The organism is Methylovorus menthalis (genome assembly GCF_020523625.1).
Taxonomy (GTDB): Bacteria; Pseudomonadota; Gammaproteobacteria; order Burkholderiales; family Methylophilaceae; genus Methylovorus; species Methylovorus menthalis.
In genome coordinates this window covers 94,886-119,416 of sequence record NZ_JAJAQH010000003.1, presented here as the reverse complement: position 1 = coordinate 119,416, position 24,531 = coordinate 94,886, and the positions used below count along the sequence as shown (strand labels likewise).

Annotated in this window: 20 protein-coding genes; 10 read left to right on the top strand and 10 right to left on the bottom strand. The window is 56.7% G+C overall.

Annotated features, from left to right (window positions below):
* Positions 1-65 precede the first annotated feature (65 nt).
* Positions 66-1,121: a FecR family protein gene (locus tag LG204_RS03150; RefSeq protein ID WP_230335902.1), complete on the bottom strand. Its 1,056-nt coding sequence runs from the start codon at positions 1,119-1,121 to the stop codon at positions 66-68.
* On the bottom strand, positions 1,118-1,642 hold the full coding sequence (locus LG204_RS03145) for a sigma-70 family RNA polymerase sigma factor (RefSeq protein WP_230335901.1): 525 nt from the start codon (positions 1,640-1,642) through the stop codon (positions 1,118-1,120). The genes LG204_RS03150 and LG204_RS03145 overlap by 4 nt, the downstream gene beginning before the upstream one ends.
* 211 nt (positions 1,643-1,853) lie before the next feature.
* Between LG204_RS03145 and LG204_RS03140 the strand changes: the two genes are divergently transcribed.
* From LG204_RS03140 to LG204_RS03115, 6 genes are all read left to right on the top strand, one after another.
* Positions 1,854-3,116, top strand: coding sequence for a PepSY-associated TM helix domain-containing protein (locus tag LG204_RS03140; RefSeq protein WP_230335900.1), 1,263 nt, complete (start codon positions 1,854-1,856; stop codon positions 3,114-3,116).
* Positions 3,117-3,131: 15 nt separating this feature from the next.
* Positions 3,132-3,659 (top strand): sigma-70 family RNA polymerase sigma factor, encoded by a 528-nt coding sequence (locus LG204_RS03135; RefSeq protein WP_230335899.1) that lies wholly within the window; start codon positions 3,132-3,134, stop codon positions 3,657-3,659.
* Positions 3,660-3,727: 68 nt separating this feature from the next.
* Positions 3,728-4,678: a FecR family protein gene (locus tag LG204_RS03130; protein ID WP_230335898.1), complete on the top strand. Its 951-nt coding sequence runs from the start codon at positions 3,728-3,730 to the stop codon at positions 4,676-4,678.
* A 128-nt stretch (positions 4,679-4,806) separates the two neighbouring features.
* Complete coding sequence (locus tag LG204_RS03125) at positions 4,807-7,215, top strand: TonB-dependent receptor (protein ID WP_230335897.1); 2,409 nt, start codon at positions 4,807-4,809, stop codon at positions 7,213-7,215.
* Positions 7,216-7,611: 396 nt separating this feature from the next.
* Complete coding sequence (locus LG204_RS03120; RefSeq protein WP_230335896.1) at positions 7,612-9,816, top strand: HDOD domain-containing protein; 2,205 nt, start codon at positions 7,612-7,614, stop codon at positions 9,814-9,816.
* Between the two features lie 9 nt (positions 9,817-9,825).
* Positions 9,826-12,042 (top strand): EAL domain-containing protein, encoded by a 2,217-nt coding sequence (locus LG204_RS03115; RefSeq protein ID WP_230335895.1) that lies wholly within the window; start codon positions 9,826-9,828, stop codon positions 12,040-12,042.
* Positions 12,043-12,056: 14 nt separating this feature from the next.
* On the opposite strand, the gene ccoG is transcribed toward LG204_RS03115, so the two are convergent.
* A complete protein-coding gene (gene ccoG, locus LG204_RS03110) occupies positions 12,057-13,499 on the bottom strand; it encodes a cytochrome c oxidase accessory protein CcoG (RefSeq protein WP_230335894.1) in 1,443 nt (480 codons plus the stop codon).
* 127 nt (positions 13,500-13,626) lie between these two features.
* Between ccoG and LG204_RS03105 the strand changes: the two genes are divergently transcribed.
* Positions 13,627-15,042 (top strand): aminotransferase-like domain-containing protein, encoded by a 1,416-nt coding sequence (locus LG204_RS03105; protein ID WP_230335893.1) that lies wholly within the window; start codon positions 13,627-13,629, stop codon positions 15,040-15,042.
* On the opposite strand, the gene LG204_RS03100 is transcribed toward LG204_RS03105, so the two are convergent.
* Positions 15,043-15,444, bottom strand: a complete 402-nt coding sequence (locus LG204_RS03100) for a hypothetical protein (RefSeq protein WP_230335892.1) — start codon at positions 15,442-15,444, stop codon at positions 15,043-15,045. It lies immediately after the preceding gene.
* Between the two features lie 46 nt (positions 15,445-15,490).
* Positions 15,491-16,450 (bottom strand): sodium-dependent bicarbonate transport family permease, encoded by a 960-nt coding sequence (locus tag LG204_RS03095; protein ID WP_230335891.1) that lies wholly within the window; start codon positions 16,448-16,450, stop codon positions 15,491-15,493.
* 91 nt (positions 16,451-16,541) lie between these two features.
* Here LG204_RS03095 and LG204_RS03090 point away from each other — a divergent pair, with 91 nt between their 5' ends.
* On the top strand, positions 16,542-17,480 hold the full coding sequence (locus LG204_RS03090) for a LysR family transcriptional regulator (RefSeq protein ID WP_230335890.1): 939 nt from the start codon (positions 16,542-16,544) through the stop codon (positions 17,478-17,480).
* 94 nt (positions 17,481-17,574) lie between these two features.
* Positions 17,575-18,699, top strand: coding sequence for a DNA topoisomerase IB (locus LG204_RS03085; protein ID WP_230335889.1), 1,125 nt, complete (start codon positions 17,575-17,577; stop codon positions 18,697-18,699).
* A gap of 70 nt (positions 18,700-18,769) precedes the next feature.
* On the opposite strand, the gene LG204_RS03080 is transcribed toward LG204_RS03085, so the two are convergent.
* Positions 18,770-21,004 carry an ATP-dependent DNA helicase gene (locus LG204_RS03080; protein WP_230335888.1) on the bottom strand — a complete coding sequence of 745 codons (2,235 nt, stop codon included), beginning with the start codon at positions 21,002-21,004 and terminating at the stop codon, positions 18,770-18,772.
* A 163-nt stretch (positions 21,005-21,167) separates the two neighbouring features.
* Between LG204_RS03080 and LG204_RS03075 the strand changes: the two genes are divergently transcribed.
* Entirely contained in the window at positions 21,168-22,085 is a 918-nt protein-coding gene (locus LG204_RS03075; protein WP_230335887.1) for a putative bifunctional diguanylate cyclase/phosphodiesterase, read from the top strand.
* Positions 22,086-22,170: 85 nt separating this feature from the next.
* On the opposite strand, the gene LG204_RS03070 is transcribed toward LG204_RS03075, so the two are convergent.
* The 4 genes from LG204_RS03070 to LG204_RS03055 form a co-directional block, all read right to left on the bottom strand.
* A complete protein-coding gene (locus LG204_RS03070; RefSeq protein WP_230335886.1) occupies positions 22,171-22,515 on the bottom strand; it encodes a zinc finger Ran-binding domain-containing protein in 345 nt (114 codons plus the stop codon).
* A gap of 82 nt (positions 22,516-22,597) precedes the next feature.
* Complete coding sequence (locus tag LG204_RS03065; RefSeq protein WP_230335885.1) at positions 22,598-22,978, bottom strand: DUF350 domain-containing protein; 381 nt, start codon at positions 22,976-22,978, stop codon at positions 22,598-22,600.
* 22 nt (positions 22,979-23,000) lie between these two features.
* The gene (locus tag LG204_RS03060; protein WP_230335884.1) at positions 23,001-24,119 is read right to left on the bottom strand and encodes a glutathionylspermidine synthase family protein; all 1,119 of its coding nucleotides are present in this window, start codon (positions 24,117-24,119) and stop codon (positions 23,001-23,003) included.
* Positions 24,120-24,121: 2 nt separating this feature from the next.
* Positions 24,122-24,529 (bottom strand): hypothetical protein, encoded by a 408-nt coding sequence (locus LG204_RS03055; RefSeq protein ID WP_230335883.1) that lies wholly within the window; start codon positions 24,527-24,529, stop codon positions 24,122-24,124.
* Between the last annotated feature and the right edge of the window lie 2 nt (positions 24,530-24,531).

The following is a 24,531-nucleotide window of genomic DNA, read 5'->3' as shown; positions in this document are numbered from 1 at the left end:
TAGTCACCCGCAAAAGCGGAACTGCATGTGCTGCATTTCTTGCCAGTTTTTTTGCCTGCTATTTGCTATGAACCCTGCGCAGGCCCATTGCTAACCTGGTCGGCCGGGGCAGGCTTTTCCACCTTCTCCACCCAGGTCAGCCATGGCGTCAAATGGCGGATGCGCAGTGGGAAGCTACTCGCCAGCAATTGCAGCGCCCGGTCCGTATCCTCCAGTGGCAGCAAGGCTGATACGTGCATGGCATCCATATCGGTATTGCGATACATGACGATGCCACGACGATAGCGCCACAGGCTATCCAGCACCTGATTCAGAGGCTGATCCTGCACCATCAGCTGATGTGCACTCCACGCTGCGGCCACGCCTTCAGCATCAATCGCCACCGGGGTGCTGACATGCGCGGGGGACAGCACTACCTGCTCGCCAGCCATCACCACGCGCGCATCCTCTTGCCCATCTGCGCGCGCTTCCACCTTGGAGTGCAGCATGGTCAACGTGGTCCCGTTATCGGTCAGCGTAACCACAAAGCGGGTGCCGAGTGCACGCATGGTGCCATGTGGGGTTTGCACAACGAATGGGCGCTGCGGATCAGGCGCGACATCCACCAGAATCTCGCCCTTGAGCAGCGCCACCTTGCGCTCGTGCGCGCTGAACTTGATATCCACCGCCGTGGCACTGGCCAATGCCAGATGCGATTGATCTGGCAACACTTCGTTTTTCCACTCGGCGGTATCGGTGCGCAGATCGGCAAATATGGCCGACCACGGATTGAACAACTGCCAGCCGCCTATCATGGCACCCAGCAGCAACATCGCGGCGGCCGCGCCACGCCAGCCACGACTGTTGGAGGGCTTGTGCAGGGCTTGTCGGAGCACGGCGCGCTGAGAGGCATCTCCCGCCGCTGAATTCAGCTTGCCGACAAAGCCGCGCATGGCACCCACGGCGCGTGCATGTGCCGGGTCCGCCGCCATCCAGGCATTGAACGCCGCTTCATCCGCGGCACTGGCCTCCCGGCTGGCCAGCAGCACCAGCCACTCCGCAGCCTGCCTGACTATCGTAGCCCGCACTGTCGCAGCCCGCGCTTCAGCCTCATGAGCAGGTTGATGTGCCAGCTCGCTCATGGCTGCACCTGTTCCAGCGCATCGTGGCAATGCACCAGCGCCTGCACCAGATACTTGCGCACCATGCGGCTGGAAACCGACAGGCGGCTGGCGATTTCGTCATGCCCCAACTCCTCCAGCTGCGCCATCAGGAAGGCCTGACGCGGCTTCTCAGGCAGGGTTTCCAACACGGAGACCAGATACGCCAGCGCACGCACTGCCTCCAGCATCTTGGCCGGGTCGGGCGCATGCGCATGCTCCAGCTGCGCCGCCAGTTCTTCCAGATACAGGGCTTCAATTTTCTTGTGTCGCGCATCATCGATCAGCAAGCGGGTCGCCGTGCGCGTTAAAAATGCTCGCGGCTCCTGCAGCATCAGCAGATCGCGCGAAGCCATCAAGCGCAAGAAGGTGTCCTGCGCGATATCCGCCGCCCCATGCGCGCAGCCCAGCTTTTTGCGCAGCCAGCCCTGTAGCCAGCTGTGATGCTGGGTATAAAGCATTTCTGCCACATCGCGACGACGGGGACAAAGAATCAGGGACATGGCCTACACATACAGTTGAGAATAATTATCATTATATGAAACAAGCCAGCATCCCACAACCGCTCAATCGTAAAGTCAGGATAAGGTCCCAGTGTGCAAGCACATGATCAAGCGCTACTTTCATGCAGAATCACGGCTGAGTACAAAATGAGAATGATTTGTATTTGATATGTATAATATCCCCTAAATTATCGTTACTGCTGGATGCGTCATGCGTAAACCACTTACCCTGTTACATCGCTGGTTTGGCCTTGCCACCGCGATTTTTCTGTTTATTGCCGGTCTTACCGGCGCCATCATTTCCTGGGATCATGAGCTGGATGCGGCGCTGAATCCGCAACTCTTCGAGCTGCAAGCCCCGGCGCATGGCATCCCACAGCCTTCCTTGCAGCTGGCTAACGAGATCGAGGCAGCCAATCCTTCCATCATGGTGACTTACCTGCCGCTGGCGACAGAAGCCGGACATGCCTTGCAGCTATTCGTGCAGCCGCGGCTCAACCCGGCCACAGGCAAGCCCTATGCGCCGGACTTCAACCAGATGGCGGTGAACCCCTACACCGGCGAGGTGCAGGGCAAGCGCATGTGGGGCGAGATTTCGCTGGCTCCTGAAAACCTGCTGCCGTTTTTGTACAAGCTGCATTACAGCCTGCATATCCCCGATGGTTTCAATCTTGAATTGGGCGTGCTGTTCATGGGAATTATTGCCATCGTCTGGACGATCGACAGCCTGATCGCCTTGTGGATTTCCTTCCCCAACTTCGCGAGCTGGCGCAAATCGTTTGCGTTTCGCTGGCAAAAAGGCGGCTATGCGCTCAACTTTGATTTGCACCGCTCAGGGGGCGTCTGGGTATGGGGGCTGCTGCTGATCATGGCGGTGACCTCCATCTCAATGAACCTGGGTACGGAAGTCATGCGCCCGCTGGTGAATCGCATATCGCCGCTGACTGCCAGCCCGTTTGACACCATCACCCCCAGCCCTCTGGATAAACCGCTAACGCCCGTCATCTCGCGTCAGGCCGTGCTGGATCGTGCCTCCAGCGAAGCGCGGATGCGCGGCTGGGAAGCGCCACCCGGTGCCATTTTCTGGTCGCCGCAGTATGGCGTATACGGCGTGGGATTCTTTGAAGCGGACAACGACCATGGCGATGGCGGGCTCGGCAATCCCTGGCTGTATTTTGATGGCAAGACGGGCGAATATGCGGGCGCCATTGTGCCGGGCACTGGCAGTGCCGGCGATATCTTCATGCAGGCGCAGTTTCCGCTACATTCAGGCCGCATTCTCGGCTTGCCGGGGCGCATCCTGATCTCGCTGATGGGAGTCATCGTCACCATGCTTTCCGTCACCGGCATCATTATCTGGGCACGCAAGCGCAAGTCACGCCTGCTTCAAAGTCAGCGTGCCGCGTCCGCAGACGCCATCGGCAAGCGCCATCTGGCTCAGCGCGATGGCTCCAAGCCCAGCCCAGCGAATTAATCAGCCTCACCAACCATGCTGAGCCCCCAGATTCATCTGCGCAATCAATGGCTGAGCCTGCTCTACCGCCACCATCAGGGCTGGCTCATGGGCTGGCTGCGCAAGAAGCTGGGCTGCCCGCACCATGCGGCGGATATTTCGCACGACACCTTCAGTCGCTTGTTGGCGCTGGATACTATCCCCGAAATACGCGAACCCAGGGCCTATCTGCTGGTGACCGCCAACCGGCTGATGATCAATGAATTCCGCAAGCGCCAGGTGGAGCAGGAAACCCTGCAAGCAGTCGCGCTGCTCAATGCCGATGACAGCAGCCATAGCCCCGAAGCCATCTGCTCGGCGCGGCAATTGCTGGCGCAGGTATTGCTGATGCTGAGTGAAGAGCTGGATGAAAAAGCGCGGCGCGCCCTGCTGCTCGCCCGTGTCGATGGGCTGGGGTACCGCGAAATCGCCGCCACCATGCAAGTCTCGGAAAGCAGCGTGAAGCAATACCTATCACGGGCACTGGTGCATTGCCATGCCCGGCTCTACCCCGGCGCGCCCTGACCATGCCCGACGACATGCCCCCCACATCGCAATCTGCTTCAGCAACCTCGGCCGTGCCGGAGCCGACAATGCCCGAGGTACGACAGCAAGCCGCCGAATGGCTGATCCAGCTGACGGAAGCAGATACCGAAGCGCAGCGCATTCAATTGCAGGCGGCCTGCCAGGCATGGCAACAGCGCCACCCGCGCCATGCCGAGATTTTTCGCCAGATGGAAACCCTGTGGCAAAGCCTGGCAGACCATGCCGGCACAGCAAAACCAAAACGCGGCAAGGGTGGACGCAAGGTGCTAATCGGCAGCGCCTTGAGCGCCTTGCTGCTGCTGGGCGGCCTGCAACTGCCGACCACCCGCTACTGGCTGGCGGATGAACGTACATCAACTGGCGAAATCCGCCAGATCAGCCTGAGTGACGGCAGCCGCATCACCCTCAACACGCACAGCGCCGTGGATATCCGCTTTGATGCCCACACGCGCACCATACGCCTGACCGAGGGCGAAGTGCTGGCCGAAGTGGCGCACGATCCGCAGCAGCGCCCCTTTATAGTGGAAAATCGCGATGGCACGGCAACCGCCCTCGGCACGCGCTACCTGGTGCGACAAGATGTCGATAGCAGCACCGTCACCGTGCTGGAATCCACGGTAGCTGTGAAGCCGCTACACTCAGCTACCATCAGCAAGGTATATGCAGGCGAACAGCTGCGCTTTGACGCCCAGCAGGCATACACCCTGATGCCCGCCCCAGCACTCGCCGATAGCTGGCACATGCAGCGGCTGGTATTTGAAGATGCGCCGCTCAGTGCCGTGATTGCGCGGCTGGCGGAATACCGCCCCGGCTTGCTCAAACTGAGAACCGATACCCGGCCACTGCGGTTTACCGGCGTATTGCCCACCGATGACGGCGACAAGGCACTCAGCATCTTGCAACAGGCATTGCCTATCCGCATTCAGCGCTATTCAAACTTCGTGGTGCTGGTGGACACGGCAGGCGCAGACGCACGCCAGCCCGCGCCTGATCAGTAAGGTGATTTGCGCTTTATATAACTGACTTTTAGAAAAAACCGCCAATACAACCTGCCCGATTTTTCCTCGGCGCGGTCATTGGAGTTGAGAGCTTCTCAATTCCAATGACCAAACTCAGGGAGTCAACCATGACAACATCTCCAGCGTGGGGCCGTGCCTCACTTTTACATCTCGCCATTGTGGCGTGCCTGTGCCAGATGACACAGGCCCACGCCGCCGATGCCAGCCCAAGCAGCCATTTGCAGATCGCCGCCCAGCCACTGGGGCAAGCCCTCACCGAGCTGGCCGCCAAAACCGGCATGCTGATCGGGGTGAATGCCGATCTGGTTCGCAACAAGCAGGCCAAGCCGATCAATGGGCAATACCAGCCAGAAGACGCCTTGACCGCGCTACTGGCCGGGAGCGGGTTGCAGGCGGTGAAAGGCAGCAATGGCAGCTACACACTCAAGCCCAATCCAGCCAATGTGGAAAAACCGCAAAGCCATGCCGAACCCACTACCCTGCCTGAAGTCAGCGTGTCGGCCGCCAACGAATCCAATGGCGCCTTGCAGGAAGAAGGCAAGGCTGCGGATGGCTATCGGGTAAAAACCATCTCGTCCGTGGGAGCGCTCGGCAGCATGCGCCTGCAGGATACGCCCTATGCCATGAGCGTGATTCCGCAGGAGCTGATCCAGAATATCCAGGCGCAATCGCCAGATGATGTTTACAAGCTCAATCCATCGACCCGCACCACCACCCCGCAGATCACTGGCTTCAGCCCCAATGTGAATATTCGCGGCTTCGGCGGTTACAACACGGCGGAAGATGGCATGCGCCGCGCCTACAACCACGCCGCCACCATGGAAGACAAAGAACGGGTGGAAGTGTTGAACGGGCTTTCCGGCTTTTTATATGGCGCTGCCAGCCCCGGCGGCATGATCAATTTCGTCTACAAACGCCCGACCATGGAACGCCTGAACAGCGTCACGCTGGGGAATTACGGCGGCAGCCAGTATTACGCCCACGGCGATTTTGGTGGCCGCATCGATGACGAAGGCCGCGCTGGCTACCGGCTGAATGTGGTCAAGCAGGAAGGTGACACCGCGGTTGATCACCAAAGCATACAGCGCGAGCTGATCAGCGGCGCCATTGACTGGCAGATTACCGACAAGCTTTTGCTGGAGCTGAATGCGGCTTACAACCACTACCGAATCGACGGCACCTCGGCCTACTGGTATGTGGATGCTGCAAGTGGAGTCCAGCGCCCATCCGCACCCGACACCAGCAAATACTGGGGCCAGAAATGGAGTGGCGATGAGTTCCACAACACCAAGCTGATGGGCAAGCTCACCTACCAGCTGAATGACCATGTCACCCTGCGCGGCGCCTATATGCGCGACTACATCAACCGCGAAGGCACGGCCGGTACCTACAACTATCCGCTATCGTCAACAACCTACCGACAACTCGCCCTGGCCAGCGCTGACACCGAGGATATATTCAATGCAGGCCAAGCATTTGCCGACATTCGCTTTGATACTGGCAGCATTTCGCACAAGGTCACCACCGGCTATTACATGAATTCCGATCTCTACCGCGGATCAGATTACAACAGCACCTCCACCTATCTTGGTCCATTCTCCATCAGCAACCCGAGCTATGTTGCACAGCCAACGTTTGCTGCCAATACCAAATCGCTTTACACCCAGGGCCGCGATTTCAATGAAAACCTAATGCTGGGCGATCTGATCACCTTCAACGAGCAATGGTCCATGCTGGCCGGGGTAAACCGTAGCCGTATCCTGTCCCTCAGTTACAACGAGGCAAATAGCAAGACCTCGTCCTATGACAAGAGCCGTACCTCACCTGCGGTTTCCCTGATTTACAAACCCATGCCATGGCTGACCTCTTACCTGAGCTACATCGAAGGGCTGGAGGCAGGCGGACGGGCGCCGACTAGCGTGTCTAATGCCAATGCCATCATGCCGACTATGGTCAGCCGCCAGCAGGAGTTCGGCCTGAAAGCCAGTGTGGGCAAGGTCTTGCTGACATCCGCTATTTTTGAAATCGAAAAGGCTTACCAATACATTGATGTGGCCGACGGTATCAGCACGTATCGCCAGAATGGCCGTCAAAACCACAAAGGCATAGAATTCGGAGCCACCGGCAAGGCCACAGACCGGCTAACGCTGATTACCGGCCTGACGCTGATGGATGCCACGGTGAAGAAATCGGAAAACGCGGGCAATGTGCCGGTGAATGTCGCGCAGCAGTTTGCCAAGGTATATAGCGAGTATCAGATTCCCGGCGTTGAGGGGCTGACCCTCACTGGCGGGGTTTACTATACCGGCAAGCAATATGCGGATGATGCCAACACGGACCGCCTGCCATCCTATGTCACGGCCGATATTGGCGCCCGCTATCAGACCATGGTGTCCAACCGCCCACTGACCTTGCGCTTTAATGTGAACAATTTGTTCGACAAGGATTACTGGTTGAACGCCTACTACCTCGGCACCCCACGCAGCTTGGCCTTCTCGGCACAGATGCAGTTCTAACTCCCCTCCCATCAAACTGCCCGGCACTATACCGGGCAGTTTGCTCTTAAGCCCTGCAGCGTCGAAATCTGATCAGTTGGCATGGTATTTCGGCACTGCACTCCTCCGCTCCCGATCGCCGGTGGCTAGCACAACCATTAAAAATCAATTGTGCTATAAGACACGGTATTGTCTCTTTATTCACACAATGATACATTGTGGTTTAATAACTTGGCATAAGTGCCTTAATTTGTTGGAAAATTATAAAAAAATATCGGTTTTTAGCAAAAAAATTAATGCACTCTAATGGAGTTTTTCTAAGGGGGGTCTATATACCATGCGCCTTGCGAGCACGATTCTTGCGTCCCGCCCTTTTGTAGCCTGTTTTTAAAACGCGGACTTTGAATCCATAAACCCATGCAGCAATCGCCTCAATATATGCCGGACCATCACGCGCAGATCGTGCTGAATCACGTCACGATCAGCGCGCTGCCATCTATTCCGCAGGTGCTGACACGCATTCTGGAATTGCTGCAGGATGAAGATACCGACATGCGCAAGCTGGCGGACCTGATGGAAATGGATGTGGTGATCAGCGCCCGCATCCTGCAAGTGGCCAACTCGGCGGCATTCCAGCGTGGAACCCAGGTATTGTCGGTGTATAGCGGCATCTCCAACCTCGGCTGGGACCTGGTCAAGACCCTGACCCTGAGCATTATTTTCCAGCGCATGCTGAGCGATTACTTCAAGAGCAATCAGCAGGATCTCGCCAGTTACTGGTATCACTCGCTGCGCACGGCCGTGCTGTGCAAGGCGCTGGCCGCCCGCACGAGCGCGGTTTCTACCGACGAAGCCTATATTTCAGGCCTGCTGCACGACATTGGCCGCCTGGGGCTGTTGAGCGGATTCAATGCCCAGTACCAGGCGTTTTTTGCCATCGACGAATCCCTGCCAAACTACATCGAGAGTGAAGCCGCGCGCTTTGGCATCGACCATTGCGAGCTTGGCGCCTGGGTCATCAAAAACTGGCAGGTGAAGTCTTTCCTCGAAGATGCGATTGCTTATCACCATTTGCCTGCCGCGCAGCTGGAACACTCCCCGGCACTGATCAAGATTGTCTACCTGGCCAATCTGCTGGCGCAGCAGAATATCCGTGACAAGCCCGCCCTGGCCGAACTGGCAGAGCGCTGGTTCAACCTGAGCGAAACCGCGCTGGATGAAATTGTCAGCATCAGCCATCAGCAGATTGATGTGCTGGCGATCTCGCTCAATCTCGAAGCCGAAAAACCGGCGCTGGGCATGGAAAGCGCCCCGGAAGCCGAAGATATCGAAGCCCTGCTGGGCGCGCTGGGCAACCGTGCGCAAGCGCCGCTCGCGCCATCGTCCAATATAGATGACCGCCTGATGCAAGGCGTGGCAAGCAATGCGCTGATCAACCACATGGAAAGCACGCTCAGCCAGCAGCCGGATGAAGAGGCCTTGCTGCTGCAATTGCAAAAGCTGGCGCGGCTGATCTGCCACAGCAAGCAGCTGATGCTGTTTGTGCCAAATGAAACCCAGACCACCCTGATCGGCAAGCCGCTGCAGGCTGACCAGAAATGGGTAGCCGACTTTATCCTGCCGACCCAGCAGGATGTGAGCCTGATTGCCGACACCTGGCTTGCGCAGGCTGCGCGCCATAGTTTTGAGGCATTCCGTGGCAGCAAGGCCAGCCTGCCAGACAAGCAGATGATGCGCATGAGCGATGCCGCAGGCATGCTATGCGTGCCCATGATGCTGAAAGGCAAGCCCATGGGGGTGATGGTGCTGGCGCTGGATCAGCCGGAATTTCTGCTACTGGACACGCAGATGTCCATCCCCACCGCCCTTGCCCGCATTGCCGCCAGCCGCATCGCCGCCAGAGGACAACCCGCCGATGACATGCTGGCCGGCGAAGCGCAAAAAGAACGCTTGCGACGGTTTGTACACGAGACCAGCAACCCGCTCACTACCGTCAAAAACTACCTCGCGATTTTAGAGCAGCGCATGTTGAAAAACGGCATGCAAAGCGATGACATCAGCATCGTCAATGAAGAGATCGACCGCATCGGCGTCATGATCGGCGAACTGTATTCCAATGGCCAAAGCTATAGCGCCGCCAGTGTGGATATCAACCAGATGGTGCTGGACCTGATCACCCTGCATCGCCAGACTTACCTGGAACCCGCTGGCGTGGATGTGGTGGAAGCACTGCATCCCACCCTGCCTGAAGTCACCACCATTCCGTACCAATTGCGGCAAGTGCTGGTCAATCTGATCCGCAATGCCGCCGAAGCCATGCCGAATGGCGGCACGCTCACCATTGCCACCCACGTGGAAAATCGGGCTGGCGAACAACCCATGCTGCTGATTCAGGTCAGCGATACCGGCCACGGCATCCCCGATGAGGTGATGGCACGCTTGTTCAGCCCGCAAACCAGCACCAAGGGCGGCAACCATGGTGGCATCGGGCTCACCATCAGTAACGACATTATCAAATCCCTGCATGGCAGCATGGCCTGCCGTACATCCCCCCAGGGCACCAGCTTTGACGTGCGCCTGCCTCTGCAATCCGAAGCCAGCGATCTGGCATTAATGGAATAAAAGGGCACCATGTCGAGCATCTATCCCATCAACGCCACACCCAAGCCGGTTGCCGAGCCAGCGCCGCTGGCCCGGCTGCTTATCGTCGATGACAATGTCCGGCTGGCCGAGAGCCTCAAATACCTGGTGGAAATCCATGGCTATGTCGCCCAGGTGTGCAACTCCGGCCATGCGGCGCTTGATCTCGTCGCCGAGCAACGATTTGACCTGATGCTGCTGGACCTTTCCATGCCGGGCATGACCGGGCATGAGGTGCTGATGCAACTCCCCAAGGGCAAGCAACGCATACCGGTGGTAGTCATCAGTGGTACCAAAACCCTGAATGCCGCGATTGATGCCATGCGCCATGGCGCCTATGACTTTTTGCGCAAACCCTACCAGCCAGAAGAATTGCTGCGCACCATTGAAAATGCGCTGGAACACTCGCGGCTTGAGCTGCAGAACAAATCCATCCACGCCCGGCTCGAAGAATCCGAAACGCTTTATCAGTACCTGATCGACAGCTCGCCCGACATCATCTACACGCTGGATGACAACGGCAACTTCACCTTCATCAACAACCGCGTGGAAACCCTGCTGGGCTACTCGCGCGAGACCATGCTGGGCAAGCATTACACGCTGCTGATCCATGAAGAGGATTTTGAGCGGGCACACCATGCCTTCAATGAGCGCCGCACCGGCAACCGCGCCGCCAAAAACGTGGAGCTTCGGCTGCGCTGCCAGGAGCGTCGCAGTGAGCGTCGCCAGCCCGACCAGAATTACATCACGGTCGTCATCAATGCCATGGGCATTTATGGCACGCACCCGGAACATGGCACGCCATTCAACGGCACCTATGGCGTCGCGCGCGACATTACCGAGCGCAAAAAAGCCGAGCAGGCGATCACTCATCAGGCTTACCACGATACCCTGACCGACCTGCCCAACCGCATGCTGTTCAAGGACAGACTCACGGTGGCGATTCACCACGCCAAGCGCAACAAGCACAAGCTGGCGATCATGTTCCTGGATCTGGACCGTTTCAAATGGGTGAACGACACACTGGGTCACCTGTATGGCGATGAGCTATTGAAGCAAGTCGCCGCGCGCCTGCGCAACTGCATGCGCGAGCAGGATACGTTGGCGCGCATGGGTGGCGATGAATTCACCATGCTGCTGCACGAGCTCAATCAGCCGGATGATGCGACGGTAATTGCCCAGAAGATTTTTGATGAGCTGAAGCGCCCCTTCATGCTGGATGATCGCGAAATTTTCATCTCATCCAGTATCGGCATCGCCATTTACCCGGACCATGGCGATTCCATCGAAAACCTGATCAAGCGCGCCGACATTGCCATGTACCACGTCAAATGGCGCGGCAAGAATGGCTTCCAGTATTACGATCCGAGCATGAACAGCATGTTCCACAAAAAGCTGTCGCTGGAAAACGAGCTGCGGCGCGCCATCGAAAAACGCCAGATCGTGCTGTACTACCAGCCCAAGATTCATCTGGATGGTCATTGCGTCATCGGCCTCGAAGCCCTGGCGCGCTGGCATCACCCCGAGCTCGGCCTGGTCTCACCGCTGGAATTCATCCCGCTGGCAGAAGAAACCGGGCTTATCCACGCCCTGGGGGAAATGCTGCTGGAAGAAGCCTGCGTGCAGATGCGGCAATGGCAGGATGCCGGGCTCAACAACTTCAGCCTGGCCATCAACATCTCACCGCAACTCGTGGAAGAAGATGCCTTTGTCAGCCGCATATTGACGCCGATACGCCACCACCAGCTGAGCGAAGACTTGTTTGAAATCGAGATTACCGAAAACCTGCTGATGCGCGATGTGGAAAGCTCGATCAGCAAGCTGAAAGAGCTGGGCAGCCACGGCATCAAGATCGCCCTGGATGACTTTGGCACCTGCTACTCCTCGCTTGCCTACTTGCGTCGCTTCCCCATCCACAGCGTCAAGATCGACAAATCTTTCGTCAGCGACATCAGCAGCACCAACGAAAACGCCTCCATCATCTCGGCGATTGCCGGTATCGCCAACGGCTTCAAGCTCGACCTCATTGCCGAAGGCGTGGAAACCCTGCCGCAGATGCACACCCTGCAATCGCTGGGCTGCACCAAGATGCAGGGCTTCCTGTTCAGCAAACCCCTGCCCGCCAAGGAAATGACCCAGGTACTGCACAATCCCGCCCTGCTATTCCAGGATGTCCCCGCCGCCAGCCACATGCTGCCGTTGCTGTAACCCTGCCACGCCTATCACTCCCTAGTCTGGCCCGACGAATACGCCAGACTGAATTCCTGGGCTTTTTCAGGCTCGGCGCGTTCATGCGCTTCCAGCGGCGTGATCACGGCAGTAAAGCCTTGCAGCGTCTGCGCCACCTGCGGTGAAAGCACAATGCTGAAAGTGCTGGCGTAGGTTTTGCCGGAGGGCACTTGCATCACGTGCCGGGCAGCGGCAGCATCGGTTGGCAAGCCTTGCAGGGTGAGCACATAAGTCTGTGCATGAGCCTCTTTATTGGTGAGGCGCACCATGTAGCGGCTTTTGAGGTCGCCATTGGACATGCGGGTCACCAGCGGCTGGTCTTGCTGGATATTGGCGACGAAGGGCTCCAGGTGCTGGATCTTGTAGGCAAAGAAGACAATCGCCAATGCCATCAGCCCCAGATAGCCATATTGCTTGAGGCGGCTGGCAAAGCTGATGGTGGCAGATTTGGCCGCAGGCTCCACCGCCGCGGCCTGGCGGAAATCAATCAGGCCGGTTGGCAGCTGTATGGATTTCATGATGGTATTGCAGGCATCAATACACAAACCGCAGGCAATGCAGTCAATCTGAAAGCCCTTGCGGATATCCACGCCGGTGGGGCAGACATTGACGCAATAGCCGCAATCAATACAGTCGCCCACGCCCTGCTGCTGACGCGAACCTGGCTCCTTGAGCGCCTTGGCGGGTGGCTGGCGGCCTTGCGTGCGTTCACCGCGGGCAGCATCGTAGACCACGGTTTTGGTCAGCGGGTCCTGCATCGCGCTCTGGAATTTGCCATAGGGACAAGCCACGCGGCAGATATTCTCGCGGGCAAAGCCGGCAGCGACATAGGTGGTAGCGGTGATGGTAGCAATGGCGGTGTAGGCCGCCATGGGCGCATGGCCTTCCCAGATGGCGGAGATCAGGTGGCGGGCATCGGCGAAATACAGGGTAAAGGTCACGGCCGTTGCCAGCGCCAGGCAAAGCCAGAGCGCATGGGTCAGCCCCAGCTTGGCGATTTTCTCCAGGCCCCAGGGTTGTTTCATCAAGCGGATACGGGCCTGCGCCTCGCCCTGCACCCAGCCTTCTATCATGCGGAAGGCATCGGTCCACAAGGTCTGGAAGCAGAAAAACCCGCAGAATACCCGGCCATATAGCGCGGCCGAGACAAACAGCATGGTGGCCGCCATGACCATGATCGCCATCAGCACCATCAGGTCCTGCGGGAAGATCACGATATCAAACAAAAAGAAGCGGGAATTAGCAAGGTCAAACAGCAAAGGCTGGCCGCTGCGCGCGGCACCATGCCAGGTGAGCCAGGGCAGGCCAAAATAAACCGTGTAGGCCAGGAGTAGAATCCCGGTCTTGAGATTACGATATTTGCCCTTGACCGCATACGGCACGATAGGAATGATTTTTCTGGCGGGCTTGGCAGCACCGGCAATAACCGCTTGCATGGCTGGCTCCATTCATTTGAGTATGTGCCATGTTAAAACTCGCCATCAATATAAAACAGATGCAGAAACCACATAAAAAACCATATCAGATTTATACTGCCTGCCTGATCAGCTGCAGGGCCCGGCCATGAAAAAATACGAAAAACTGGCGGAAGATATTGCCGAATCCATACGCACCGGTGTGCTGCGCAAGGGTGACAAACTGCCATCGGTGCGCCAGGCCAGCGCTAGCCATGCGGTAAACGCTTCTACCGTATTTGAAGCCTATTATCTGCTGGAAGCGCGCGGCCTGATTACGGTAAAAGAGCGCTCGGGCTATTACGTCAGTGGTGGTGGTTCCAGCCTGCCGGAGCTGGTCGCGCACCCGGTGGCGCATCCGTATTTGACGCCGGTGGATGTGAGCGAGCTGGTGTTTGATATTCTGGGCGCCACTCGCAATCGTACGGTGGTGCCGCTGGGGTCTGCCTTCCCCAGCCCTTTGCTGTTTCCGCTGAAAAAACTGGGCCGCACCATGGCCTCCATCGCCCAGCACATGGACCCGTGGAGCTCGGTGCGTGACTTGAGCCCGGGCGATGAAAACCTGCGCCGCCAGATTGCCGTGCGCTACATGATTGATGGTTTCAGCGTGCCTACCGATGACATCGTGATTACCAATGGCGCGCTGGAAGCGCTCAATCTCTGCCTGGCCGCGGTCTCAAAACCCGGTGATAGCATTCTGATCGAGTGCCCGACCTTTTATGCCGCGCTGCAGGCGATCGAGCGTAATGGGCTGAATGCCATTGAAATCCCCAGCCATCCCAAAACCGGCGTCAATCTGAATGCCATGGCAGCGGCACTGGAGCAGCATAAACCAGCAGCCTGCTGGCTGATGACCAATTTTCAGAATCCCTTGGGCAGCCTGATGCCGGAGGATAAAAAGCAGGCCTTGGTGGCCTTGCTGCAGCGCTATCAGGTGCCGCTGATCGAAGATGATGTGTATGGTGAACTGTACTTTGGGCAGCAGCGCCCCAAGCCTGCCAAGGCGTTTGATACCGAGGGCCTGGTCATGCATTGCTCGTCATTTTCCAAATGTCTGGCGCCGGGGTATCGCGTGGGTTGGGTGGCAGCGGGTCGCTACGCCAAAACCATAGAGCGCATCAAGCTCACCACCACGCTTGCCGCGCCCGCGCCGGTACAGCAAACGCTGGCAGCGTATCTGGCCATGGGTGGCTATGACCGCCACTTGCGCTCACTCAGGCATACCTTGCTGATGCAGCAGATACGCTTTATTGAAACCATTGAGCAGGTATTCCCAGCCGGTACTCAGCTGACGCGCCCGGCAGGTGGCTATTTTCTGTGGCTGAAACTGCCCGACGGCACCGATGCACTCTCGCTGCATCAGCATTGTCTGGAACATGGCATCAGCATTGCGCCAGGCCCCATGTTTTCAGCGCAACGGCAGTTTTCGCAATACATACGGCTGAATTACGGCCATGAATGGACCAGTGAAATCGAGCAGGCCCTGCACACGGTGGCGAGGCTGATCCCCGAACATATCCGCTGATCAGGCCAGCGCCAGCGTCGCCTGCATCTCGTCGGGCACGCGCACGCTGCCGTTGGTGTAATACTGAAACAAGGCAATCGCGGCGCGGCCCGCATCGGCCAGCTGCTCGCGCGGCATGGCGGTAGTCACCGATGCGGCGGACAGCCGATACAACGGTGGCAGCTCCAGATTATTGAGCGACGACAGCGCTTCAAAGCGGATACGCGCTACCTCTGCCGCCCCTTCGTAGATGCCGACTTCAAACATGCGCTCCACCGAAATGCGCAAGGTATTGCCCGAGGCAAACAGCAAGTCCTGATCTTTTTTGGTTACCGCCACAATCTGCATGAAAGCCCCAGCCTGGATAAACGAAGAGGCATCATAGTGCAGCGGGCAAAACACCAACAGATGCAGATGTCTCAATAAAAACCATATCAGTCACGCTAAAACCAGGCTCTATCCACCCCAGCTACATGAAATAATGCGCAAGCCAGGTATAAGCAGGAATCCCGATCAGAATATTCAGCGGAAACGTAATACCCAGCGACATGCCCATATACAGCGCCGGACTCACCTCAGGCACCGCCTGCCGCAAGACGGCGGGCACTGCAATGTAAGACGCACTGGCTGCCAGCACCATCAGCAGGATGGTTTCGCCCAGCTGCATGCCCACCAGCTTGCAAATGCCCAGGGCCAGCATGGCATGCACGGGTGGCGCCACCAGGCCATACACAATGGTCAGCCTGGGCACGCGCTTCAACTGGCTGAGGTTTCTCGCCACCTGCAAGCCCATATCCAGCAAGAAGAATGACAGCAGGCCCTTGAACAGATCAATCGAAAACGGCGTCATGGCTTTATGCCCGGCATCGCCACTGAGAATGCCGATCGCCATGGCACCCAGCAGCAGCAACTGCCCACCATCGGTAAACGACTCATGCAGAACCTTGGACAAACTGGTGTGAGTGGACGTGCCAGTCGATTGCTGCGCTCTGGCCTTATTGGCGAGCACGATCGCCAGCACAATGGCAGGCGATTCCATCAGCGCCATCGCCGCGGCCATGTAGCCGCCGTAATGAATACCCTGCTGATCCAGACTTTGCGAGGCGGTAATGAAGGTCACCGCGCTGATGGAGCCATAAGTAGCCGCAATCGCCGCGGCATCCAGTTTATTGAGCCATTTTCCCAGGATGAAATACGCCACGATGGGAATAAACACGGCAAGAAAAATCGCGAGGCCCAACGCCAGGCTGACTTCGGAGGTAATGCCGGAATGATGCAGGGCAAAGCCGCCTTTCAAGCCCAGCGCCATCAGGAGATACAACGATAAAAAACGAGAAATGGCATGCGGGATTTCCAGATTGGACCGGGCAAACCCGGCTAGCACCCCGAATATGAAAAACAGTATGGCTGGATCAGCAAAATTGCTCACGTATACGCTCCCCTTAAAAGTGAGCGCAGTATAAGAAGCAATATTCATAGTGTAAAATAGATAATAATCAACACTTACATAGATAAAACCTATGAACGTCACCTTTCGCCAATTACGTTTGCTGCTGGCCCTGGCCGATACCGGTAGCGTGACAGCAGCCGCGCGGCGGATGCATATCACCCAGCCCACCGCCTCCATGCAACTGAAGGAGCTGGCGAGCACCGTCGGCCTGCCGCTGTTTGAGGTGATCGCCAAAAAAATCCACATGACCGAGGTAGGGCTGGAGCTGGCCAACAGCGCACGCATTATGTCCGCCGAGTGGGAGGCCTTTGAGCAGAAAGTCATGGCGTTGAAAGGCGTGACGCGCGGCCGCCTAAAGATTGCGGTAGTGAGCACCGCCAAATATTTTGTGCCGCGGGTGCTGGGCTCGTTTTGCCAGCGCTATCCGGAAATTGATATTGCGCTGGAAGTATTGAATCGCGAGGGAGTCATCGAGCGCCTCGAAAAAAACATGGATGACATGTACATCATGTCGCGGCCGCCGCTGCATATCGAGATTGAGGACGAAGTCTTCATGCCCAACCCGCTCGTCATCATCGCCAATAAAGCCCACCCCTTGGCGCATCAGCCTCACATCACGCTGGATCAGCTCAGCCAAGACCGGTTTATCCTGCGCGAAATGGGCTCAGGCACGCGCATGGCCTGCGATATGCATTTCAAGGAGATGAAGTTCATGCCGAATATCCGGCTGGAGCTGGGCAGCAACGAGGCGATTAAAGAAGCCGTCGCCAGTGATCTCGGCATCGGCGTGATTTCCATCCACGCCATTCATGATTACCCCAATCAAACCGAGATCACCGTGCTGGATGTCGCCGGTTTCCCCATTCATGCCAACTGGCATATCGTCACGTCCAAGGGCAAAAAGCTATCGCCCATTGCCAGCATCTTTCATGACGAGCTGCTGCTCGAAGGCCAGCGACTTTCAGCCAGGCACCCCGCCGACGATCCGGTCTTCGCCATTGCAATCTGAGGCTATGGTGACCTGAGCGTTTCATCCGACGTTCAGGCACTTTTACCCGCCAGCACTGGTCATCAAGTACATATCCATCCGCTGAAAGCACGCGATGCCCGATACCACGCTTGATGAATGCACAGTCCAGCTCAACGACGCCCTCGGTGCCGAATTGCATGGCGACATGGCGTTGTCAGCCGAAGCCGCGCGGCTGCGCTATGTGAATGACGGCACACCCGGCTTTGCCCGCAAACACACAGCCAAGGGCTTCCGCTATATAGACCGGCAAGGCCGCCCACTGCATGACAAAACGCATCTGGTGCGCATCAAGGCGCTCGCCATTCCGCCTGCCTGGCAAGACGTGTGGATATGCCCGTATGCCAATGGGCACATCCAAGCCACCGGGGTGGATGCCAAGGGCCGCAAGCAGTATCGCTACCACAAGGAGTGGCGCGCCATCCGCGATGAAGCGAAATACGCCCACATGCTGGATTTCGCCCTGCATCTGCCGCTGATACGCGAGCAAGTAGATGCGGACCTTGCCAGGCCAGGGTTGTGCCGGGAGAAAGTGCTGGCACTGGTGATTGCCTTGCTGGAAAAAACCATGATACGCGTTGGCAATGACGAATATGCCCGCACCAACCGTTCCTTTGGACTCACTACCCTGCGCAATCGCCATGTAGAGGTGCAAGGCGGCCGCATCGCTTTTCACTTCCGCGGCAAAAGCCGGGTGGAGCATGCCATCGAATTGCAGAATGCAAGGCTGGCCAGCCTGGTGCGCAAGATGAAGGACCTGCCGGGGCAAGCGCTGTTTCAGTATGTGGATGATGATGGGCAACGCCATGCCATCAGCTCATCCGATGTGAATGCTTATCTCAAGACGATTACCGGCCGCGACTATACCGCCAAGGATTTCAGAACCTGGTCTGGCACCTTGCATACCTTTCAATCGCTCACCTCACTGGATGCGTTTGAAAACCAGACCCAGGCCAAAAAGAATGTGGTGCAGGCGATCACCGAAGCCGCCCGCAAGCTGGGCAACACCCCCACCATCTGCCGCAAGTGTTATGTGCACCCGCTGATTATTGAAACCTATATGGCGGGCAAACTGCTGGAGGCAGTTGAGCAGGAAACCACGCATAAAGATGCGCCCTGGGCACTGGATGCCATTGAGCGGCATGTGTTGCATTTGCTGCAACGCCAGATAGCCGAGACCCGGAAAAGCGAGCGGGCCTGACAAGGGGGGTTAGGGAAATGACACTCTGGATCAGCGGGCTATTCATCCCAGGCTACCGCCACCAAATGCCTTAGCGGATTTCCCACCACGTTGGCAGCAGGGCACGCACCTCGGCTTGCGAGTAGCGGTCATCAATCAGGTAAATGGCGCCCGTATCTTCGCGCGTACGGATCACACGGCCCGCCGCCTGTACCACTTTCTGCAGGCCGGGGTAGAGATAAGTGTACTCATACCCTGTGCCAAATATCTCTTCCATGCGTTCCCGCATCTGCTCGTTTACCTCGTTGATCTGCGGCAAGCCTATGGTGGCGACAAAGGCGCCCACCAGCCGATCACCCGGCAAATCGATGCCCTCACCGAAAGCACCGCCCAGCACGGCAAACGCAATGCCTTCCGAGGTATCAGTAAAGCCATTGATAAAGGCTTCCCTGTCCTGCTCCGTCATCATGCGCGCTTGCTGCCGCACCGGGATATCGGGATAACGCTCGGTAAAAAGCGCGTATACCTGCTGCAAATAATCAAAGCTACTCACGAACAGCAGATAGTTGCCAGGTCGGGCTTTGTATTGCCTGGCCATGAGCTGGGCAATCGGCATCACCGAGTGGCGCCGGCGCAGATAGCGCGTGGAAATATGCGTCACCAGCCGCACATCGAGCTGCTCTGGGCTGAATGGCGATGGCACATCGATAAACGGCGTTTTATCCGGCAGGCCCAGCATGTCACTGTAAAAATGCGAGGGGCTGAGCGTGGCGGAAAACAGCGTGGCAGATTGCGCGGCATCAAAGCGCGTCTTGAGGAATGGCGCGGGCACGATATTGCGTATGCATAGCACCGTGTTTGCCTGCAACAAATTAGCGCGGCCCTCTTTCAGCGTGATATCAAACATGGAATGCGGGCCAAAGGCATCGGCCAGCGTGACAAACTGCAGGGCGTCAAAATAGAAATTCAGCAGGCTGGCGGCGTTATCGGTCGGGTGCAGCACCAGATAATCGGTAATGCGCGTGACCACCCGCTGCAGGGAAAGCTCAAAGTCTTCCTCAATCGCCGGATAGACCTCATACGGTGCCACCTGCGGCTGCACCATGCTGCTCCAGGCCTGGCTGAGTTTTTCCAGCGGTGTTTTCAGCGACTTGGGGGCTTCCTGCCGCATGACCTCGAACACCTGCTGATCCAGCTTGGCGCTGTACATCTTGCGGCCGCGCTCTATCATGTTGTGCGCCTCATCCACTAGGATGCTGACGCGCCATTCATTCATCACCGTGCCCGCATACAGCACGGCATACAGATCAAAGTAGTAGTTGTAATCGCCCACCACCACATCGCTCCAGCTCACCAGATCCTGCGCCAGGTAATAAGGGCAAATCTGATGTTGCCGCGCCACCGCCGCCAGTGCCTCGCGGTCCATCATGCCGCGCTCCAGCGCTGCTATGCGCGCTGGCGGCAAGCGGTCATAAAACCCCTTGGCCAGCGGGCAGGAGTCTCCATGGCAGCTTTTGTCGGGGTGCTCGCAGGCCTTTTCGCGCGCCACCAGTTCCAGCGTACGCAAGCCAAGGTCCGGGTTGGCCGCGTGAATCACATGGATGGCATCCAGCGCCAGCTTGCGCCCGGAGGTTTTCGCCGTGAGAAAGAAAATCTTGTCCAGCTTCTTTTCCGGCATGGCTTTCAGCAGCGGGAAAAGCGTGCCCAGCGTTTTGCCGATGCCGGTGGTGGCCTGCGCCATCAGGCATTTGCCCAGGCTCGCCGTTTTGTACACCGATTCCGACAGTACGCGCTGCCCGGTGCGAAAGGTAGGGTGCGGAAACTGCAAGGCCGTGAGCTGCAGGTTACGGCGCAGGCGGTGCGCCACCTCGCGGTCCGCCCAGGTGCGCAGCTGGGCGCATTGCGCGTTGAAATACGCGGCCAGCTCCTCCGCCGTATAAAGCTCGCTTAGCGGCTCTTCCGTCTTGCTCGATACGTTGTAATACACCAGCGCGGTATTGATCTCGCGCAGCTCGCGCTCCTGCGACAACAGCGCGGCATACACCTTGGCCTGCGCCCAGTGCAGGAAGCGATGATTTTCCGGCATGCGCTCCAGCAGGCCCTTGAAAGTCTTGATCTCCTCCAGCTGGTTGAGCTCCGGGTCATAGCCATCTGCCCGGCCCCGCACAAAAATGTTCTGATATTCGCCAGTGAGCGCAATCTCGGTCTCGTAGCTGGCATTGCGATTAGACGTGACCGAGGTATGCCCCATCATCCCCTCCAGCGCCGTGGGCGCCGGCGTAAAGCGCTGATCCAGATCACCGCGACGGGCAACCAGATCGCACATGGCACGCACAGAAATAATGTACCGGAACGGATCCGCGGGATTTTCGGAAACGACCAGGCTGGGAACGAGCTTAATGTTGAATCCTTGTGGGGTCAGGCAATGTGGATTGCCAGGCGAGTGGAGATCACATGACGATTTTCCACCTCACTGGCGTGAGGCCTTATTGTATCGCGAAGCGAACGCGGGCGTGCCTCGCGATGGCCGCCCGACAAATCTACTCCACCTTGACGAAGCTGCCCTGCGGCTTGTCCTGCAACAGACCCCCATACGCAACTCGCTGTACGCGGACATGCGCGAAGCCCTGGCGAAAGGCCATTTCTGCTTGCACTATCAGCCCCAGGTCGATGCCGAGGGGCATATTTTCGGAGCCGAAGCGCTCCTGCGCTGGCAACACCCGACGCGCGGCATGATACCGCCCGGCGTATTCATCGCCGTGGCAGAAGAAACTGGCCTGATCCAGCCAATTGGCACCTGGGTACTGAAAGAAGCCTGCGCCCAATTGGTAAAGTGGTCAAAAGACCCGCAGACGGCACATCTCAGCATCGCCGTGAATGTCAGCGCATCGCAGCTCAGGCAACCCGACTTTGTGCAGGAAGTCATCGAGATCGTGATGCGCAGCGGCGCCACGCCCGCCCACCTGAAATTGGAACTCACCGAAAGCATGCTGGCAAAGGATGTCGACACCACCATCCAGAAAATGAAAGCCCTGCGCGCCTTCGGCATCAGTTGGTCACTGGATGACTTTGGCACCGGCTACTCCTCACTCAACTACCTCAAGCACCTGCCGTTTGAGCAGCTAAAGATAGACCAATCCTTTGTGCGCGATCTCTTGACCAACGAAAGTGACAAGGCGATTGTGGAAACCCTGGTCGTGCTCAGCAAAAACCTCAACATGATGCTGATTGCAGAAGGCGTGGAAACCACCGAGCAGCTGAACTACCTGCTGAATAAAGGCTGCATGAAATACCAGGGGTATCTGTTCAGCAGGCCCCTGCCGATTAATACGTTTGAAGAGTTCCTGCCCGCATTTCATGCATCCAAGGCTTACATGCAGCTCAGGGCGCAACTGACATTGATTTAGCGAACCAGCCTAGCCGCTAGCGGCGACAGACCCATGCAGTTAAACCCAGCAGCGTACCCTTGGAATCCAGACAAACAACATGTTTCTAACCTTTTCTCTTCGGCCAAACATACCCGCTAAGGTTAAGTATTAATGCGCCAAGAAGAATTAATACGATACCGGGAGCAGATCCTCCACTTTCCCAACAAAACTTCATCAAAAATCCGCCCGTACACAGCAGCAAAATCCCGATGATTATCCCCAACTCATTTACATCCTTGGCAATACCTTGCGTTGGATCACCATTGGAAAATGCCATTTTTGCGGCCTCAATCTCCCTGCCTGAAGCGTGCGATGGAAATTGACATCTGGCACATACATTCGCTTGCGGTGAGTTGCTCTGATCGCACACCTGGCATGTCCATTGATATCCAACTTCTTTATTGGCCATTTGATTGCAGCCTGTTAACTGGGTGACCAAAGTAATATCTTCTGGAAGTGAATGAGGTAATTCATGATAAGTCCTTGATCACTTAATGGCTGATACTCACTGCATTCAGCAGGCCAACACTCATGGACAATGCAGCCAATATAATGGCCGGTGCCAGTACGCCATCTTCAATATGTTTTGCCCAGTGCCGCATGACGGTGAAGACCAGTAGCTGAACAATGCAGGTAATGCCTGCCCATATGGTCATTTCGAGCAAGGATTGGGTATAGTAGATGGAGGCAAGCAATGGGAAAGTGAAGCCGAGCACTGCGCCTGACAAGGAAATTGCTGCGGCAGCATTGCCTTGTGCAATCAGCTTGAATTCTTTGTATGGGGTGATCTGGACATAGATAGCCATAAATGCGCCCAATAGCAGGATGGCAACACCCAAATAGGACAGAAAAGCAGCAATGCTGTTGATCATGGAGTTATCCTTTTTATTCAATTCACTCAGTAAAAAAATGCGGGACAAAGTTGCTCATATTGGTGGTAATGGCTTTCACATCTTCGCGTATGCACATGCCGGCAGGCTCTCCATTCACCACCCAGGAACCAATCACAGGATATTTTCCATCAAACACCGGGATGTCATATAGCTCCTGATAAATATAGCCTTCCGCACCATAAGGGCCATCATCCTCCGCAATCAACTGGCCATTCCTGACTAGCTGAATGTTGGCTCCCTCACGCGAATAGAGCGGCTTACGCGCATACGAAGCAAGCTTGCCAGCATCAAAATAGGCAGGGAGCAGATTGGGGTGACCTGGAAACAGCTCCCACAAGACGGGGAGCAGCCCTTTACAGGACAGCACGGACTTCCAGAGTGGTTCGATAAAACGTGTCGGTGCCTGTAGAACATGTTCTGCAAAGGATTCCCGCATCATCCACTCCCAGGGATAAAGCTTGAACAGCCGAGCTATTGGCTCAGTTTCCATGTCCACAAAACACTTGAGGTCCTCGTCCCAACCAATATCTTCGACAAAGATATGCTTGGCCTGGTGCCCTGCCTGTGTGACGGTATCAAGCATGTACATGGCACATACCCAGTCCTCTTCATTATCCAGCAATGAAGTGAGATGAACAGGCGCACCTTTGGGCAAGGCTTTCCATCGGTCTACCAGTTTTTCATGGAGCGAGTTGAACTGGTCATGCTGTGGAAATACATCCTCCAGCCAGTACCACTGGCAGACTGCCGACTCCAGCAGGGAGGTCGGGGTGTCCGCATTGTATTCCAGCATCTTGGGCGGACTCTTGCCATCGTAGGCAAGGTCAAAGCGACCATAAATCGAGAAGTCAGCTTTTTCCCAGGACTGGCGGATAGCCTGCCAGAACATTTCTGGAATACCCAACTGGCCAAGGCGCTGTTGATCAATCACAAGCTGTAAGGCCTGTTGGCACATGGCATAAAGGTTTTCGGTGGCGGTTTCAATTTCCTCTATCTGAGTCAGGGTAAATTGATAACAGGCGTCTTCTTTCCAGTAGTCGTCCCAATTGTGGAAAGAGAGTCCCTGTTGCTCCAGCTTTTTACCGGCATCCGGGCGGGGCGTTATCGTAAGGCGCTGCATATTTAACCGCCTCCGGAAAAACCGCGTGCGGTGTAGCCAAAACCGCCGCGATCAATTTTGCCAATCGTAGTGGAATTGCTGCTATATCCACTTGATGAATTGATGCGGCTATTGTTGATGACCCGCGTCGTACCATCCTGACGCAACTGCACTGGGCGTTGCAAATCATGATCCCAATAATAACGAGGGCCATACCAGCGGGGGCCGTACACATAATAGGGATTATGATCGTTGGTAGGCTCACCATTCGGATTGTCTGTGCAAGACTGGCCATCATTCCAGTCACGCTCACATTCTTCGCGACTGTTATATACCTGTTGTTGCACATCATTGAGTGGTTGTGGGTCACATGCGGACAAGCTCAGGCTGCCAAGGATAATCAGCGGCACCGATACCGATTTTTTCTTCAAAT

Bases quoted from the DNA above. Each gene is read 5' to 3' on its own strand.
- LG204_RS03150 (WP_230335902.1), bottom strand. From the start codon at position 1,121: ATGAGCGAGCTGGCACATCAACCTGCTCATGAGGCTGAAGCGCGGGCT.
- LG204_RS03145 (WP_230335901.1), bottom strand. From the start codon at position 1,642: ATGTCCCTGATTCTTTGTCCCCGTCGTCGCGATGTGGCAGAAATGCTT.
- LG204_RS03140 (WP_230335900.1), top strand. From the start codon at position 1,854: ATGCGTAAACCACTTACCCTGTTACATCGCTGGTTTGGCCTTGCCACC.
- LG204_RS03135 (WP_230335899.1), top strand. From the start codon at position 3,132: ATGCTGAGCCCCCAGATTCATCTGCGCAATCAATGGCTGAGCCTGCTC.
- LG204_RS03130 (WP_230335898.1), top strand. From the start codon at position 3,728: ATGCCCGAGGTACGACAGCAAGCCGCCGAATGGCTGATCCAGCTGACG.
- LG204_RS03125 (WP_230335897.1), top strand. From the start codon at position 4,807: ATGACAACATCTCCAGCGTGGGGCCGTGCCTCACTTTTACATCTCGCC.
- LG204_RS03120 (WP_230335896.1), top strand. From the start codon at position 7,612: ATGCAGCAATCGCCTCAATATATGCCGGACCATCACGCGCAGATCGTG.
- LG204_RS03115 (WP_230335895.1), top strand. From the start codon at position 9,826: ATGTCGAGCATCTATCCCATCAACGCCACACCCAAGCCGGTTGCCGAG.
- ccoG (WP_230335894.1), bottom strand. From the start codon at position 13,499: ATGCAAGCGGTTATTGCCGGTGCTGCCAAGCCCGCCAGAAAAATCATT.
- LG204_RS03105 (WP_230335893.1), top strand. From the start codon at position 13,627: ATGAAAAAATACGAAAAACTGGCGGAAGATATTGCCGAATCCATACGC.
- LG204_RS03090 (WP_230335890.1), top strand. From the start codon at position 16,542: ATGAACGTCACCTTTCGCCAATTACGTTTGCTGCTGGCCCTGGCCGAT.
- LG204_RS03085 (WP_230335889.1), top strand. From the start codon at position 17,575: ATGCCCGATACCACGCTTGATGAATGCACAGTCCAGCTCAACGACGCC.
- LG204_RS03080 (WP_230335888.1), bottom strand. From the start codon at position 21,004: ATGTGCGATCTGGTTGCCCGTCGCGGTGATCTGGATCAGCGCTTTACG.
- LG204_RS03070 (WP_230335886.1), bottom strand. From the start codon at position 22,515: ATGGCCAATAAAGAAGTTGGATATCAATGGACATGCCAGGTGTGCGAT.
- LG204_RS03065 (WP_230335885.1), bottom strand. From the start codon at position 22,978: ATGATCAACAGCATTGCTGCTTTTCTGTCCTATTTGGGTGTTGCCATC.
- LG204_RS03060 (WP_230335884.1), bottom strand. From the start codon at position 24,119: ATGCAGCGCCTTACGATAACGCCCCGCCCGGATGCCGGTAAAAAGCTG.